General features: G+C 55.6%; 8 protein-coding genes and 1 pseudogene. 8 read left to right on the top strand and 1 reads right to left on the bottom strand.

Annotated elements, in window-relative coordinates; genetic code table 11:
• Positions 1-75: 75 nt before the first annotated feature.
• The 4 genes from rplL (at position 76) to E5180_RS14925 (ending at position 10,257) form a co-directional block, all read left to right on the top strand.
• Positions 76-447: a 50S ribosomal protein L7/L12 gene (rplL, locus tag E5180_RS14910; RefSeq protein WP_093734404.1), complete on the top strand. Its 372-nt coding sequence runs from the start codon at positions 76-78 to the stop codon at positions 445-447.
• Positions 448-731: 284 nt separating this feature from the next.
• Entirely contained in the window at positions 732-4,868 is a 4,137-nt protein-coding gene (gene rpoB, locus E5180_RS14915; protein WP_138925070.1) for a DNA-directed RNA polymerase subunit beta, read from the top strand.
• 94 nt (positions 4,869-4,962) lie between these two features.
• Positions 4,963-9,210, top strand: a complete 4,248-nt coding sequence (rpoC, locus tag E5180_RS14920; RefSeq protein WP_138925071.1) for a DNA-directed RNA polymerase subunit beta' — start codon at positions 4,963-4,965, stop codon at positions 9,208-9,210.
• Between the two features lie 168 nt (positions 9,211-9,378).
• The gene (locus E5180_RS14925; protein ID WP_138925072.1) at positions 9,379-10,257 is read left to right on the top strand and encodes a DMT family transporter; all 879 of its coding nucleotides are present in this window, start codon (positions 9,379-9,381) and stop codon (positions 10,255-10,257) included.
• Here E5180_RS14925 and E5180_RS14930 read toward each other — a convergent pair.
• A complete protein-coding gene (locus E5180_RS14930) occupies positions 10,254-11,060 on the bottom strand; it encodes a putative rhamnosyl transferase (protein ID WP_138925073.1) in 807 nt (268 codons plus the stop codon). The genes E5180_RS14925 and E5180_RS14930 overlap by 4 nt on opposite strands.
• A gap of 402 nt (positions 11,061-11,462) precedes the next feature.
• Between E5180_RS14930 and rpsL the strand changes: the two genes are divergently transcribed.
• From rpsL to tuf, 4 genes and pseudogenes are all read left to right on the top strand, one after another.
• Positions 11,463-11,834, top strand: a complete 372-nt coding sequence (gene rpsL, locus E5180_RS14935) for a 30S ribosomal protein S12 (RefSeq protein ID WP_005849863.1) — start codon at positions 11,463-11,465, stop codon at positions 11,832-11,834.
• Positions 11,835-12,010: 176 nt separating this feature from the next.
• Positions 12,011-12,481 carry a 30S ribosomal protein S7 gene (rpsG, locus tag E5180_RS14940; RefSeq protein WP_093734409.1) on the top strand — a complete coding sequence of 157 codons (471 nt, stop codon included), beginning with the start codon at positions 12,011-12,013 and terminating at the stop codon, positions 12,479-12,481.
• 83 nt (positions 12,482-12,564) lie between these two features.
• Positions 12,565-14,691, top strand: a complete 2,127-nt coding sequence (fusA, locus tag E5180_RS14945) for an elongation factor G (protein WP_138925074.1) — start codon at positions 12,565-12,567, stop codon at positions 14,689-14,691.
• Between the two features lie 103 nt (positions 14,692-14,794).
• A pseudogene (gene tuf, locus E5180_RS00005) lies at positions 14,795-15,772 on the top strand (elongation factor Tu); the annotation flags it as partial.
• Between the last annotated feature and the right edge of the window lie 14 nt (positions 15,773-15,786).

Genomic DNA, 15,786 nt, shown 5'->3' on the forward strand with positions numbered 1-15,786 from the left:
AGCAATATCGTCAAGCTGGCGCAGGGTTGAACACTCGCGTTGGAACACACATATCGTTAACGGAAAGAGCTAAACATGGCTGATCTGAAAAAACTGGCAGAAGACATCGTTGGTCTGACGCTGCTGGAAGCACAAGAACTGAAAACCATCCTCAAAGATGAGTATGGCATCGAGCCCGCAGCTGGCGGCGCAGTGATGATGGCTGGCCCCGCAGATGGCGGCGCAGCTGAAGAAGAGAAAACTGAATTCGACGTCGTTCTGAAGAACGCCGGCGCATCCAAAATCAACGTGATCAAAGAAGTTCGCGGCATCACCGGTCTGGGCCTGAAAGAAGCCAAAGATCTGGTTGAAGCTGGCGGCAAGATCAAAGAAGGCGTTGATAAAGCGGAAGCTGAAGACGTTAAAGCCAAGCTGGAAGCAGCTGGCGCAGAAGTTGAACTGGCCTAAGCCATTCGATCAGGGTGCTGTTTTTGCTTGATGAAAGCGGCCCGAAGTTTGTAAAGCTTTGGGGAAGCCCATAAAAATTAAGGCTGGACGGGGAATTCCCTGTCCAGCCTGATCTGTTTTGAAAAGTATTTCATGCGAAATATTTCTCTGGATAGGTCCTAGTGGTCGGAAGAGGTACGGTGGGACGTGCCTCAAGAATTGATCAGGATTTACCGCTCTTATGGGCGCGCATCACGGCCCCGGTGATGGCGAGCTCGGCAAGAGATACGAAAGGTGACAGACACATGGCGCAATCCTTCCTTGGCCAGAAACGTCTACGTAAATACTATGGCAAAATCCGCGAAGTGCTGGAGATGCCGAACCTGATCGAGGTTCAGAAATCCTCTTATGATTTGTTCCTGCGCTCCGGCGATGCGGAAACACCGACAGACGGTGACGGCATCCAGGGCGTCTTTCAGTCGGTTTTCCCGATCAAGGACTTCAATGAGACGTCGGTTCTTGAATTCGTCAAGTACGAGCTTGAAAAGCCAAAATACGATGTAGAGGAATGTCAGCAACGCGACATGACCTACAGCGCGCCTTTGAAGGTGACGCTGCGCCTCATCGTGTTTGATGTAGACGAAGACACCGGTGCAAAATCGGTTAAGGACATCAAGGAACAGGACGTGTTCATGGGCGACATGCCCCTGATGACGCCAAACGGTACGTTTGTTGTGAACGGGACCGAGCGTGTGATCGTATCCCAGATGCACCGTTCACCCGGCGTGTTCTTTGACCACGACAAAGGCAAAACCCACTCTTCGGGTAAACTGCTGTTCGCTTGCCGCATCATTCCTTACCGCGGTTCGTGGCTCGACTTCGAATTCGACGCCAAAGACATCGTCTTCGCGCGCATCGACCGTCGCCGCAAACTGCCTGTAACAACGCTGCTTTATTCGCTGGGTCTTGACCAAGAAGCGATCATGGACGCGTATTACAACACCGTTAACTATACGCTGAAAGATGGCGAAGGCTGGGTTGCACCCTTTTTCCCGGATCGTGTGCGGGGCACACGGCCAACGTATGACCTCGTTGACGCTGCGACAGGCGAGATCCTGTTTGAAAAGGGCAAGAAGGTTACACCTCGTGCCGTTAAGCAGTTGATCGACGAAGGCAAGGTTTCCGAACTGCTGCTGCCGTTTGACCACATCGCGGGCAAATTTGCTGCACGTGATATCATCAACGAAGAAACCGGCGCGATCTATGTCGAAGCGGGCGACGAGATGACGCTCGAGCACGACAAAGACGGTACGCTCATCGGTGGTACAGCCAAAGAGCTGATCGACGCAGGCATCTTCGAGATCCCACTGCTCGACATCGACAACATCAACGTCGGCCCTTACATGCGTAACACCATGGCGGCGGACAAGAACATGAACCGCGACACCGCGCTCATGGATATCTACCGCGTTATGCGTCCGGGCGAGCCGCCCACAGTCGAAGCCGCGTCGAACCTGTTCGACACGCTGTTCTTTGATGCGGACCGCTATGACCTTTCGGCGGTTGGCCGTGTAAAGATGAACATGCGCCTGGCGCTCGACAAGGAAGACACGCAGCGCACGCTGGACCGTGACGATATCGTCGCCTGTATCAAGGCGCTGGTTGACCTGCGCGACGGCCGTGGCGACATCGACGATATTGACCACTTGGGCAACCGTCGTGTGCGTTCCGTCGGCGAGCTGATGGAAAACCAGTACCGTGTTGGCCTGCTCCGGATGGAGCGCGCGATCAAGGAACGTATGTCTTCCGTCGAAATCGACACTGTGATGCCACAGGATCTGATCAACGCGAAACCAGCAGCTGCTGCGGTACGTGAATTCTTCGGTTCCAGCCAGCTGTCGCAGTTCATGGACCAAACTAACCCGCTGTCCGAGGTGACGCACAAGCGTCGTCTTTCCGCGCTTGGGCCAGGTGGTCTGACACGCGAGCGTGCCGGTTTTGAAGTACGTGACGTTCATGCGACACACTATGGTCGCATGTGTCCGATTGAAACGCCCGAAGGTCCGAACATTGGTCTGATCAACTCGCTGGCCACTTTTGCCCGTGTGAACAAGTACGGCTTTATCGAAACACCCTACCGCAAGGTATCGAACGGTGTGGTTTCCGATGACGTGCAGTATATGTCTGCTACGGAAGAAATGCGTCACACAGTGGCGCAGGCCAACGCGAACCTTGATGAGAACATGAAGTTCGTGAACGATCTGGTCTCGACGCGGAAATCGGGCGACTACACCTTGTCGCCTTCCGAAAACGTTGACCTGATCGACGTTTCGCCAAAACAGTTGGTCTCGGTCGCTGCGTCCTTGATCCCGTTCCTTGAAAACGACGATGCGAACAGGGCCTTGATGGGCTCGAACATGCAACGTCAGGCGGTGCCTTTGCTTCAAGCCGAAGCACCACTGGTCGGGACCGGTATCGAAGAAGTCGTCGCACGGGATTCCGGTGCTGCTTATATGGCGAAACGTGGCGGTATCATCGACCAAGTCGATGCCAGCCGTATCGTTATCCGTGCCACCGAAGACCTTGAGTTGGGTGACGCGGGCGTAGACATCTACCGCATGCGCAAATTCCAGCGTTCGAACCAGAACACCTGCATCAACCAGCGTCCGCTGGTGAAGGTTGGCGAGACGGTTCAAAAGGGTCAGGTTATCGCGGACGGTCCGTCGACGGACATGGGTGAACTGGCGCTTGGTAAGAACGTGATCGTCGCGTTTATGCCTTGGAACGGCTACAACTACGAAGACTCCATTCTGATTTCTGAGCGTGTATCGCGTGACGACGTGTTTACTTCGATCCACATCGAGGAATTCGAAGTCGCCGCCCGTGATACAAAGCTGGGGCCAGAGGAAATCACACGCGATATCCCGAACGTCGGTGAAGAAGCGCTGCGCAACCTCGATGAGGCCGGCATCGTTTACATTGGTGCGGATGTTGAACCCGGTGACATTCTTGTCGGCAAGATCACACCCAAGGGCGAAAGCCCGATGACGCCAGAAGAAAAACTGCTGCGCGCCATCTTTGGCGAGAAAGCTTCGGACGTGCGCGATACATCGCTGCGTGTGAAGCCCGGTGATTTTGGTACAGTCGTCGAAGTGCGTGTCTTTAACCGTCACGGCGTCGAAAAAGACGAACGTGCGTTGCAGATCGAGCGTGAAGAAGTCGAACGTCTGGCCCGTGACCGCGACGATGAGCTTGGTATTCTTGACCGCAACATCTACGCGCGTCTGCAGTCTATGATCATCGGCAAAATCGCTGTCAAAGGCCCCAAAGGCGTCAAGTCGAACTCGGAAATCACCGAAGACCTGCTGGCGTCGCTGTCGCGCGGTCAGTGGTGGCAGCTGGCACTCGAAGACGAAGACGACGCGAAAATCGTCGAAGCCCTGAACGAGCAGTACGAGATCCAGAAACGGACCTTGGATGCGCGCTTTGAGGACAAAGTCGAAAAAGTCCGTCGTGGTGACGATCTGCCTCCGGGCGTGATGAAGATGGTCAAAGTGTTCGTCGCGGTGAAGCGCAAGCTGCAACCGGGCGACAAGATGGCTGGTCGTCACGGCAACAAAGGTGTTATTTCCAAGGTTGTACCGATGGAAGACATGCCGTTCCTTGCGGATGGCACGCCAGTGGACTTCTGTTTGAACCCGCTGGGTGTTCCATCGCGTATGAACGTTGGTCAGATCCTTGAGACCCACATGGGTTGGGCCGCTCGCGGCTTGGGCATCAACATCGACGAGGCCCTGCAGGAATACAAACGCTCCGGTGATTTGACACCAGTGCGCGAAGCAATGCACCACGCCTATGGCGACGACGTCTATGAAGAAGGCATCGTTGGAATGGACGAGGAATCCTTGCTGGACGCAGCCAAGAACGTCGCACGCGGTGTCCCAATCGCCACGCCGGTATTCGATGGTGCCAAGGAAGCAGACGTGAATGACAGTCTGACACGGGCCGGGTTCGATACCTCCGGTCAGTCGGTTCTGTTTGACGGTCGCACAGGCGAGCAGTTTGCCCGCCCTGTCACCGTCGGCGTCAAATACCTGCTGAAACTGCACCACCTTGTGGACGACAAAATCCACGCGCGTTCGACTGGTCCATACTCGCTGGTCACCCAGCAGCCATTGGGCGGTAAAGCGCAGTTCGGTGGTCAGCGCTTTGGTGAGATGGAGGTCTGGGCTTTGGAAGCTTACGGCGCTGCATACACCTTGCAGGAAATGCTGACTGTGAAATCGGATGACGTGGCCGGACGGACCAAGGTCTATGAAAGCATCGTCAAAGGCGAAGACAACTTCGAGGCCGGTATTCCGGAATCGTTCAACGTACTTGTGAAAGAAGTACGTGGTCTTGGTCTGAACATGGAACTCCTGGATGCGGAGGAAGAAGAGTGAGGAAAGCACCGGGGTTTTCTTAAACCCCGGCCCGTTTTCTCAGACTGAAAACGCCTCTCTCCCTCCGCTTTCGAGACTTATCTAAGGATTTAAGATGAACCAGGAACTGACAAACAACCCGTTCAACCCCGTCGCGCCGACTAAGACGTTCGACGAAATCAAGGTCTCTCTGGCATCGCCAGAGCGGATCCTGTCGTGGTCGTTCGGTGAAATCAAGAAACCCGAAACCATCAACTACCGGACGTTCAAGCCCGAACGGGACGGCCTGTTCTGCGCGCGTATCTTTGGCCCGATCAAAGATTACGAATGCCTGTGCGGTAAATATAAACGCATGAAGTATCGCGGCGTTGTCTGCGAGAAATGTGGCGTTGAAGTTACCCTGCAAAAGGTCCGCCGCGAGCGTATGGGCCACATCGAACTGGCGTCGCCTGTTGCGCACATCTGGTTCCTCAAGTCGCTGCCATCGCGCATCGGCCTGATGCTGGATATGACGCTGCGCGATCTGGAGCGCGTGCTGTACTTTGAAAACTACGTCGTGATCGAACCCGGTCTGACGGATCTTACCTATGGTCAGATGATGACCGAGGAAGAGTACATGGACGCTCAGGATGCCTTTGGCATGGACGCGTTCACCGCCAATATCGGCGCCGAAGCGATCCGCGAAATGCTGGCTGCCATCGATCTTGAAGCCGAAGCTGACCAACTGCGTGCCGATCTGAAAGAGGCGACAGGCGAACTGAAGCCGAAAAAGATCATCAAGCGTTTGAAAGTCGTTGAATCCTTCCTCGAGTCCGGCAACCGGCCCGAGTGGATGATCATGACCGTCATTCCTGTGATCCCGCCAGAGCTGCGCCCGCTGGTGCCGCTGGATGGTGGCCGCTTTGCGACCTCCGACCTTAACGACCTGTATCGCCGTGTCATCAACCGGAACAACCGACTCAAGCGTCTGATCGAATTGCGCGCACCTGACATCATCGTCCGGAACGAAAAGCGGATGTTGCAGGAATCTGTTGACGCATTGTTCGACAACGGCCGTCGTGGCCGCGTGATCACGGGTGCCAACAAGCGACCGTTGAAATCGCTGTCCGATATGCTGAAGGGTAAGCAAGGTCGCTTCCGTCAAAACCTTTTGGGCAAGCGCGTCGACTTCTCCGGTCGTTCGGTCATCGTGACCGGACCCGAGCTGAAGCTGCACCAGTGCGGTCTGCCCAAGAAGATGGCGCTCGAGCTGTTCAAGCCGTTCATCTACTCGCGCCTCGAAGCCAAAGGTCTGTCTTCCACCGTGAAGCAAGCCAAGAAGCTGGTGGAAAAAGAGCGTCCCGAAGTCTGGGATATTCTTGACGAAGTGATCCGCGAACACCCCGTGATGCTGAACCGTGCGCCTACGTTGCACCGTTTGGGCATTCAGGCGTTCGAACCGGTTCTGATCGAAGGTAAGGCGATCCAGCTTCACCCGCTGGTCTGTTCGGCCTTTAACGCTGACTTTGACGGCGACCAAATGGCTGTTCACGTACCACTGTCGCTTGAAGCCCAGCTTGAAGCACGTGTTCTGATGATGTCCACGAACAACGTTCTGTCGCCTGCAAACGGTGCACCGATCATTGTTCCGTCGCAGGATATGATCTTGGGTCTGTACTACACGACTCTGGAACGCGAAGGCATGCCGGGCGAAGGCATGGTGTTTGGTTCCGTTGAGGAAGTCGAACACGCGCTTGATGCCGGTGCAGTCCACCTGCACACCGCAATCAAAGCGCGGGTCAAGCAGATCGATGCCGAAGGCAACGAAGTGATGAAGCGTTTCGACACCACACCAGGCCGTATTCGTCTTGGTGCGTTGTTGCCGCTGAACGCCAAAGCGCCGTTTGATCTGGTAAACCGTCTGTTGCGTAAGAAAGAAGTGCAGCAGGTCATCGATACGGTCTACCGCTACTGTGGTCAGAAAGAATCCGTTATCTTCTGTGACCAGATCATGACCATGGGTTTCCGCGAAGCTTTCCGCGCCGGTATCTCCTTTGGTAAGGACGACATGCTGATCCCCGAAACCAAGTGGACCTTGGTTGACGAGACACGCGATCAGGTCAAAGACTTTGAACAGCAGTACATGGACGGCCTGATCACTCAGGGCGAAAAGTACAACAAAGTTGTCGATGCCTGGTCCAAGTGTAACGACAAAGTCACCGACGCGATGATGGGGGCCATTTCGGCCGAACGTCGCGATGCTCAGGGTGCAGTCATGGAGCCGAACTCGGTCTACATGATGGCCCACTCCGGTGCGCGTGGTTCGGTTACACAGATGAAACAGCTGGGCGGGATGCGCGGTCTGATGGCGAAGCCGAATGGCGACATCATCGAGACACCGATTATCTCGAACTTTAAAGAAGGTCTGACCGTTCTGGAGTATTTTAACTCCACCCACGGTGCCCGTAAGGGTCTGTCGGATACCGCTTTGAAAACAGCGAACTCGGGTTACCTGACCCGTCGTCTGGTGGACGTGGCACAAGATTGTATCATTCGTATGCATGACTGTGGCACGGAAACTGCGATCACCGCCGAAGCTGCTGTCAACGACGGCGAAGTCGTCTCGTCTCTGGCGGAACGTCTGCTGGGTCGTGTTGCGGCTGATGACATTCTGCGCCCTGGTACCGAAGAAGTGCTGGTACCTGCACAGACTGTGATCGACGAGCGTCTGGCCGATATTATCGACGAAGCTGCCGTGGCGTCTGCCCGTATCCGCAGCCCGTTGACCTGTGAAGCCGAAGAGGGCGTCTGCGCCATGTGCTATGGTCGTGACCTTGCACGCGGTACGCTGGTGAACCAAGGTGAAGCTGTCGGCATTATTGCCGCGCAGTCGATCGGTGAACCTGGCACGCAGCTGACGATGCGTACATTCCACATTGGTGGTGTTGCTCAGGGTGGCCAACAGTCCTTCCTCGAAGCGTCGCAGTCCGGTAAGGTTGTGTTCGATAACGCTCTGACCCTTGAGAACACCGCAGGTGAGATCATGGTCATGGGCCGTAACATGAAGCTTGCGATTGTTGACGAAAACGGTGACGAGCGTGCCAGCCACAAAGTCGGCTATGGTACCAAGCTGTTCGTGAAAGACGGTCAGAACATTCTGCGCGGCGACAAGCTGTTCGAATGGGATCCCTACACGCTGCCGATCATCGCGGAGAAATCCGGTATGACCAAGTTCGTCGACCTTGTGTCGGGGATCGCGGTTAAGGATGAAACCGATGATGCAACCGGTATGACACAGAAGATCGTGATCGACTGGCGTGCAGCACCCAAAGGCAATGAGCTGAAGCCAGAAGTTATTCTGGTAGATGCCGATGGCGAACCTGTCCGTAACGATGCGGGCAACCCGGTGACCTATCCTATGTCCGTTGATGCCATTCTGTCCGTTGAGGACCAGACTGAAATCGCGGCGGGTGACATCGTTGCGCGTATTCCGCGCGAAGGTGCCAAGACCAAGGATATTACCGGTGGTCTGCCACGTGTTGCGGAACTCTTTGAGGCACGTCGCCCCAAGGATCACGCGATCATCGCAGAGATCGACGGCTATGTCCGCTACGGCAAGGACTACAAGAACAAGCGTCGTATCTCGATCGAGTCTTCCGAAGATCCGGATCACAAGGTCGAATACATGGTGCCTAAGGGTAAGCACATTCCCGTTGCGGAAGGTGACTTTGTCCAAAAAGGCGACTACATCATGGACGGCAACCCTGCGCCGCATGACATCCTTGCGATTATGGGTGTCGAAGCGCTGGCTGACTACATGATCGACGAAGTTCAGGATGTTTATCGTCTGCAAGGCGTTAAGATCAACGATAAGCATATCGAAGTGATCGTGCGTCAGATGTTGCAGAAGTGGGAAGTCCAAGACAGCGGTGACACCACCCTGTTGAAAGGCGAACACGTCGATAAGCAAGAGTTCGACCAAGCCTGTGCCAAAGCGCTGTCCAAAGGCGGACGTCCTGCGCAAGGCGAACCGATCCTTCTGGGTATCACCAAGGCGTCGCTGCAAACCCGCAGCTTCATCTCGGCGGCGTCCTTCCAGGAAACCACACGTGTTCTGACCGAGGCTTCGGTTCAGGGTAAGCGCGACAAGCTGGTTGGCCTGAAAGAAAACGTCATCGTGGGCCGTCTGATCCCAGCCGGTACCGGTGGTGCGACGCAGCAGATGCGTAAGGTTGCAGCGGATCGTGACAACGTGGTTATCGAAGCCCGTCGCGAAGAAGCCGAAGCCGCCGCACGTTTGGCCGCGCCAGAGCCTAAATCGGATGATGTGGTCGGTGGCGATGTATTCGATAACGTCCCTAACGACGATGAAAGCCGCAACTAAGCCTACGCTACAAAGAACTGGAAAAGCCCCCGCTGAGAGATCGGCGGGGGCTTTTTCGTTGCGGGGGCGGGGTGATTAAATAGCGACTGAAATTTGCGCGAGTGGGCTGGTTTTCCGTCGCGGCCTGCGGCAATGATAAGCCAACCTAACAAAAAAGAAAGCCGCCCAATGTCGCCAAACCTCGCCGGAGCACTTTTCATGATGGGCTCCATGGCGGCCTTTGTGTTGAACGATACAATGACCAAGACCACGGGCGGGGCGGTGCCGCTGTTCCAGCTGCTGTTTCTGCGTGGTGTGATCTCGATCTCATTGATCGTGATGCTTTGGGGGCGGCTTGGCCCGCTGCACCTGCGACTGAGCCGTCGCGATTGGAAACTGGTCGCCATCCGGTCCGGTGCCGAAGTCGGGGCAAGCTTTTTCTTCGTAACAGCGTTGTTTAACATGCCGCTGGCGAACCTCAGCGCGATCTTGCAGTCGTTGCCACTGACCGTGACGTTAGGGGCCGCGTTGGTCTACCGCGAGAAGGTCGGGTGGCGCCGGCTCTCGGCCATCCTCGTTGGCTTTTTTGGTGTGATGTTGATCGTCAAGCCGGGCACTGACGGGTTCAATATCTGGTCGGTCTACGCCCTGATTGCGGTGTTCTTCGTTACGGTTCGCGACCTAAGCACACGCAGATTGTCGAAAGAGGTGCCGTCGATGACGGTGACCTTCGCAGCGGTCCTCTCTGTCACCGGGTTTTCGACCTTTGCGCAATTCACCACCCCTTGGGAACCGGTGTCGTCAGACCATTGGATCGCGATCACTGCGGCAGCTGTCTTTGTCCTGATGGGGTATTATTTCAGCGTACAGACGATGCGGGTTGGCGATGTCTCTTTCATCGCGCCGTTCCGCTATACGGGGCTGATCTGGGCGCTGATCCTTGGCTGGCTGGTGTTTGGTGACTGGCCCGTGCCGACGACACTGATCGGTGCCTCTATCGTCGCCGCGACAGGGTTGTTCACGCTGTACCGCGAGCGCATCACCACACGCCCACTGCCGCCCCTTTAACCCTTGGCGAAGACGCGGCGCACTGCGTTGATGTCGATGGCAAAGCGATCCTTGAACAGGGTCTCCTCCTCGGCGCTGAGCGGCGAAAGCTCGATCGGTCGTGCGTGCTTTTGACGTGAATCGTTAAAGCCATTGTGACCGCGTACGTACATCGCCTGATCGGGAAAGCTGAGCGCAGGCATAAAGCGGGGTAGCTTGTCGTGGGCAAAGTTCATGATGGTTAATGGGCACCGCGCATTCACGAACATCGCGAGCGCCGCAGTATAGAAAGGCCGGTAGGACGGCGTTGCGGCGATCCCGTCCGCGCCAAACTCGGCCACGTAGCCCTTGTTCCAGTCAAGAGCGACAGACTTATGCTGCACCAACAGCGGCGTCGCGTCATCGACGGCTTTGCGCAGCTTGGCGATGAAATCTACAGCAATGGCATCGTCATCATCAAACCGAAACTGAACACAGGGCTCAAGCCGCGAGAGACGGGCGTTGTTCAGTATCTCTTTCATAACCTCGCGGTGGGGCCTGGGTGGTTCGACGATGATCCTTGCCTGAGGCAGGGGGGCCAGTAGAGCTTTCAGGCGCATCATGTGCTGTTGCGGAAAGCTATCGCCGACGAGGACGATCATCTCGAAGTCCGGGTCGGTTTGTGCCATCAGGCAGGGCAGGGCGACGGCTTCGAACAGGCGGAATCTTTCTTCTAGCCGTGCAGGTTCGTAAAGATAGGCGATACGATCTTCGATGGTTTCATGCCCGACCTGAAATCCGCCTAGCGCCGGATAGGAAAAGCGGCATAGCCCAAGTATCTGCATCGTGTTCCGCCTTGTCCCGATTATGCAGCGTAAATATGCGGGGTAGGGGGGGCGTGATGCAAGAAGGAATACCCGTTTCGCGTGCCGCCCCTACTTGGGGCGGGGGGCTGTTGACAGCAGCGGCGACTCTGCCTATACGGCCCTTATCTCGGATGCAGGGGTCGCCCTGCTTTGCCGACATCATATCTACTGTGGTCACGATCCGGTCTATTGCTGACTCGATCCTCTGTTACCCCACCGCTTCGTTTTCCTCGGTACGGGAACGCTGCGGTGATTTTGCTTTGCGCCATCGGTGTCGGGCGAAGATAGAATTCGTGGACGTGCGAAGTGACCGAATTTGAAACCGCACTGGGGTCCGCCCCGCTGCACCACTTATGTGAGCTAAACGGGGATAAAACCGGAATGCCAACGATCCAGCAGCTGATCCGCAAACCGCGCCAGCCTAAAATCAAACGTTCGAAATCCATGCACCTGCAAGAATGTCCGCAAAAGCGCGGCGTTTGCACACGTGTTTACACGACCACACCTAAAAAGCCGAACTCGGCCATGCGTAAGGTTGCCAAAGTGCGCCTGACCAACGGTTTCGAAGTCATCAGCTACATCCCGGGTGAATCGCACAACCTGCAAGAACACTCTGTTGTTCTGATCCGCGGCGGCCGTGTAAAAGACCTTCCCGGTGTGCGCTACCACATCCTGCGCGGTGTTCTCGATACGCAAGGCGTTAAAGATCGTAAGCAGCGTCGCTCCAAATATGGTGCAAAGAAGCCAAAGTAATTTGGGTCGGTTCGGGCTGGCGCATCGCAGATACACGATGCCCGGTCCCGCCGCCCGCCATGTTTTCCCGTAAGGGAGTGAGCCGAGTAAGACTGAGCGCCGGACGATCGGGGTGCAAATCGCACCAGACGCGCTGGCCCATCGCTGCCTCGGCAACTGACAATTAGGAGCTTTAAATGTCACGTCGTCACGCCGCTGAAAAACGCGAAGTACTGCCAGACGCCAAGTACGGTGATCTGGTTCTCACCAAATTCATGAACAACCTGATGATCGATGGTAAAAAATCGGTTGCAGAGCGTATCGTTTACAACGCGATGAACCGCGTTGAAGACAAGATCAAACGCGCACCTATCGAAGTTTTCCACGAAGCGCTGGATAACATCAAGCCATCCGTCGAAGTGCGTTCGCGCCGCGTCGGTGGTGCCACCTATCAGGTCCCTGTTGAAGTGCGCCCCGAGCGTCGCGAAGCACTGGCGATCCGCTGGTTGATCAAAGCGTCCCGTGCCCGCAATGAGAACACGATGGAAGAGCGCCTGGCCGGAGAGCTTATGGATGCTGTTCAATCGCGCGGTACTGCTGTTAAAAAGCGCGAAGATACGCACAAAATGGCAGACGCGAACAAAGCGTTCAGCCACTACCGCTGGTAATCCGGGCGGCATAAGCCGTTCCCGTCGCGTCCCACACTGGGGCGCGATTTATCCGTTTCAGATATATTCGAGGAAGCAGCCCCATGGCACGCGACTATCCGCTCTCACGCTACCGCAATTTCGGCATCATGGCCCACATCGACGCAGGCAAAACAACCTGCTCCGAACGGATCCTGTTTTATACTGGTAAGTCCCACAACATCGGCGAAGTGCACGACGGCGCTGCAACGATGGACTGGATGGAGCAGGAGCAGGAACGCGGTATTACAATTACCTCCGCTGCGACAACAACTTTCTGGCAGCGCCAGGAATTGCCAGACGCGGACGCAACATCCGACACCAAGTACCGGATGAACATCATCGACACGCCCGGTCACGTTGACTTTACCATTGAAGTTGAGCGTTCGCTGGCGGTTCTTGATGGCGCGGTTGCTGTTCTTGACGCCAACGCCGGTGTTGAACCGCAGACTGAAACCGTTTGGCGTCAGGCCGACCGCTACAAGGTTCCGCGGATCGTTTTTGTTAACAAAATGGACAAAATCGGCGCTGACTTCTTCAACTGTGTGAAGATGATCAAAGACCGTACCGGTGCAACTCCTGCACCGATCCAAATCCCAATTGGTGCCGAAACCGAGCTTGAAGGCTTGATCGATCTGGTCACCATGAAAGAATGGGTCTGGACTGGTGACGATCTGGGCGCGGGCTGGGAACAGCGCGAAATCCGTGCCGAGTTGAAAGACCTGGCCGACGAATGGCGTGCCAACTTGATCGAGATTGCGGTCGAGATGGACGACGAAGCCATGGAAAACTACTTGATGGACGGCGCAGAGCCTGACGTTGACACGCTGCGCGGTCTGATCCGCAAAGGTACGTTGGCAATCAAATTCATCCCCGTTCTGTGTGGTTCCGCCTTTAAGAACAAAGGTGTTCAGCCTCTGTTGAACGCTGTTGTCGACTATCTTCCCTCGCCGATGGACGTTGTTGACTACATGGGCTTTAAGCCAGGCGACGAAGAAGAAACACGTAACATCCCGCGTCGCGCGGACGATGATATGGCCTTCTCCGGTCTCGCGTTCAAAATCATGAACGACCCCTTTGTTGGTTCGTTGACCTTCACGCGCATTTACTCGGGCAAGTTGAACAAGGGCGACACGCTCTTGAACTCGACCAAGGGTAAAAAAGAGCGCGTCGGTCGTATGATGATGATGCACTCGAACGATCGTGAAGAGATTCAAGAAGCGTTCGCGGGCGACATTATTGCGTTGGCTGGCCTTAAAGACACCACAACAGGTGACACTCTGTGTTCTGTTGCAGATCCTGTGGTCTTGGAAACAATGACCTTCCCCGATCCGGTTATCGAAATCGCGGTTGAGCCTAAAACCAAGGCTGACCAAGAGAAGATGTCGACTGGTCTTGCGCGTTTGGCGGCCGAAGATCCCTCCTTCCGCGTCGAGACAGACATTGAATCCGGCCAGACCATCATGAAGGGCATGGGCGAACTTCACCTCGATATTCTGGTGGACCGTCTGCGTCGTGAATTTAAAGTCGAAGCCAACATTGGTGCGCCTCAGGTTGCCTACCGCGAGACCATCTCGCGCGAAGCGGAAATCACCTACACACACAAGAAACAGTCCGGCGGTTCCGGTCAGTTTGCTGAAGTGAAGATGATCCTGATGCCAACCGAGCCAGGCGAAGGGTACTCCTTTGAAAGCCGCATCGTTGGTGGTGCTGTTCCAAAAGAATACATCCCCGGCGTCGAAAAAGGGATCAACTCGGTCATGGACTCCGGTCCTTTGGCGGGCTTCCCGGTCATCGACTTCAAAGTTGCGCTGATCGACGGTAAGTTCCACGATGTTGACTCCAGCGTTCTGGCGTTTGAAATCGCGGCCCGTATGGGTATGCGCGAAGGCATGCGTAAAGCTGGTGCGAAACTGCTCGAGCCGATCATGAAAGTCGAAGTGGTCACACCTGAAGATTACACAGGTGGTATCATCGGCGATCTGACATCGCGTCGCGGTCAGGTTCAGGGTCAAGATACACGCGGTAACGCCATTGCGATCGACGCAAACGTGCCGCTGGCCAACATGTTCGGCTATATCAACACACTGCGTTCGATGTCGTCGGGCCGTGCGAACTTCACCATGCAGTTCTCGCACTACGAACCTGTTCCGCAGAACATCTCTGACGAGATCCAAGCGAAATTCGCGTAACTGCGCGTTGCAATAACTGGGACGGCGGGGATAACCCCGCCCTACCCAAACCGTAGGGTGGGTGTTCAACCCACCGCCCAATTTGAAAACCAAGGAGGCCACCATGGCTAAGGCAAAGTTTGAACGTAATAAACCACACGTTAACATCGGTACCATTGGTCACGTTGACCACGGTAAAACGACGTTGACCGCTGCGATCACGAAATACTTCGGCGACTTCCGCGCCTATGACCAAATCGACGGCGCGCCCGAAGAAAAAGCACGCGGTATCACCATTTCGACCGCGCACGTTGAATATGAAACCGAAGCACGTCACTACGCACACGTCGACTGCCCCGGCCACGCTGACTATGTGAAAAACATGATCACCGGTGCGGCACAGATGGACGGCGCGATCTTGGTTGTGAACGCGGCTGATGGCCCCATGCCACAAACCCGCGAGCACATCCTGCTCGGTCGCCAGGTTGGTATCCCGACCATGGTTGTCTACATGAACAAAGTTGACCAGGTTGACGACGAAGAGCTGCTGGAATTGGTGGAAATGGAAATCCGCGAATTGCTGTCTTCCTACGACTACCCAGGCGACGACATGCCTGTGATTCCTGGTTCGGCTCTGCACGCAATGAACGGCACTCAGCCCGAAATTGGTGAGGAATCCATCCGCAAGTTGATGGCCGCTGTTGACGAATATATCCCGACACCAGCACGCGCTGTTGACCAGCCGTTCCTGATGCCAGTGGAAGACGTATTCTCGATCTCCGGTCGTGGTACTGTTGTGACCGGCCGTATCGAGCGTGGCGTGATCAACGTTGGCGACAGCATTGAAATCGTTGGTATCCGTGACACGAAGACAACCACTTGTACCGGCGTTGAAATGTTCCGCAAGCTGCTGGATCGTGGGGAAGCTGGCGATAACGTTGGTGTTCTTCTGCGCGGTATCGAGCGTGAAGGCGTTGAGCGCGGTCAGGTTTTGTGTAAGCCTAAGTCGGTTAACCCACACACAAAGTTCACTGCCGAGGCGTATATCCTCACCAAAGAAGAGGGTGGCCGTCACACGCCGTTCTTCGCGAACTACCGTCCACAGTTCTACTTCCG

The sequence above is a fragment of the Sulfitobacter sp. BSw21498 genome (assembly GCF_006064855.1).
GTDB lineage: Bacteria > Pseudomonadota > Alphaproteobacteria > Rhodobacterales > Rhodobacteraceae > Sulfitobacter.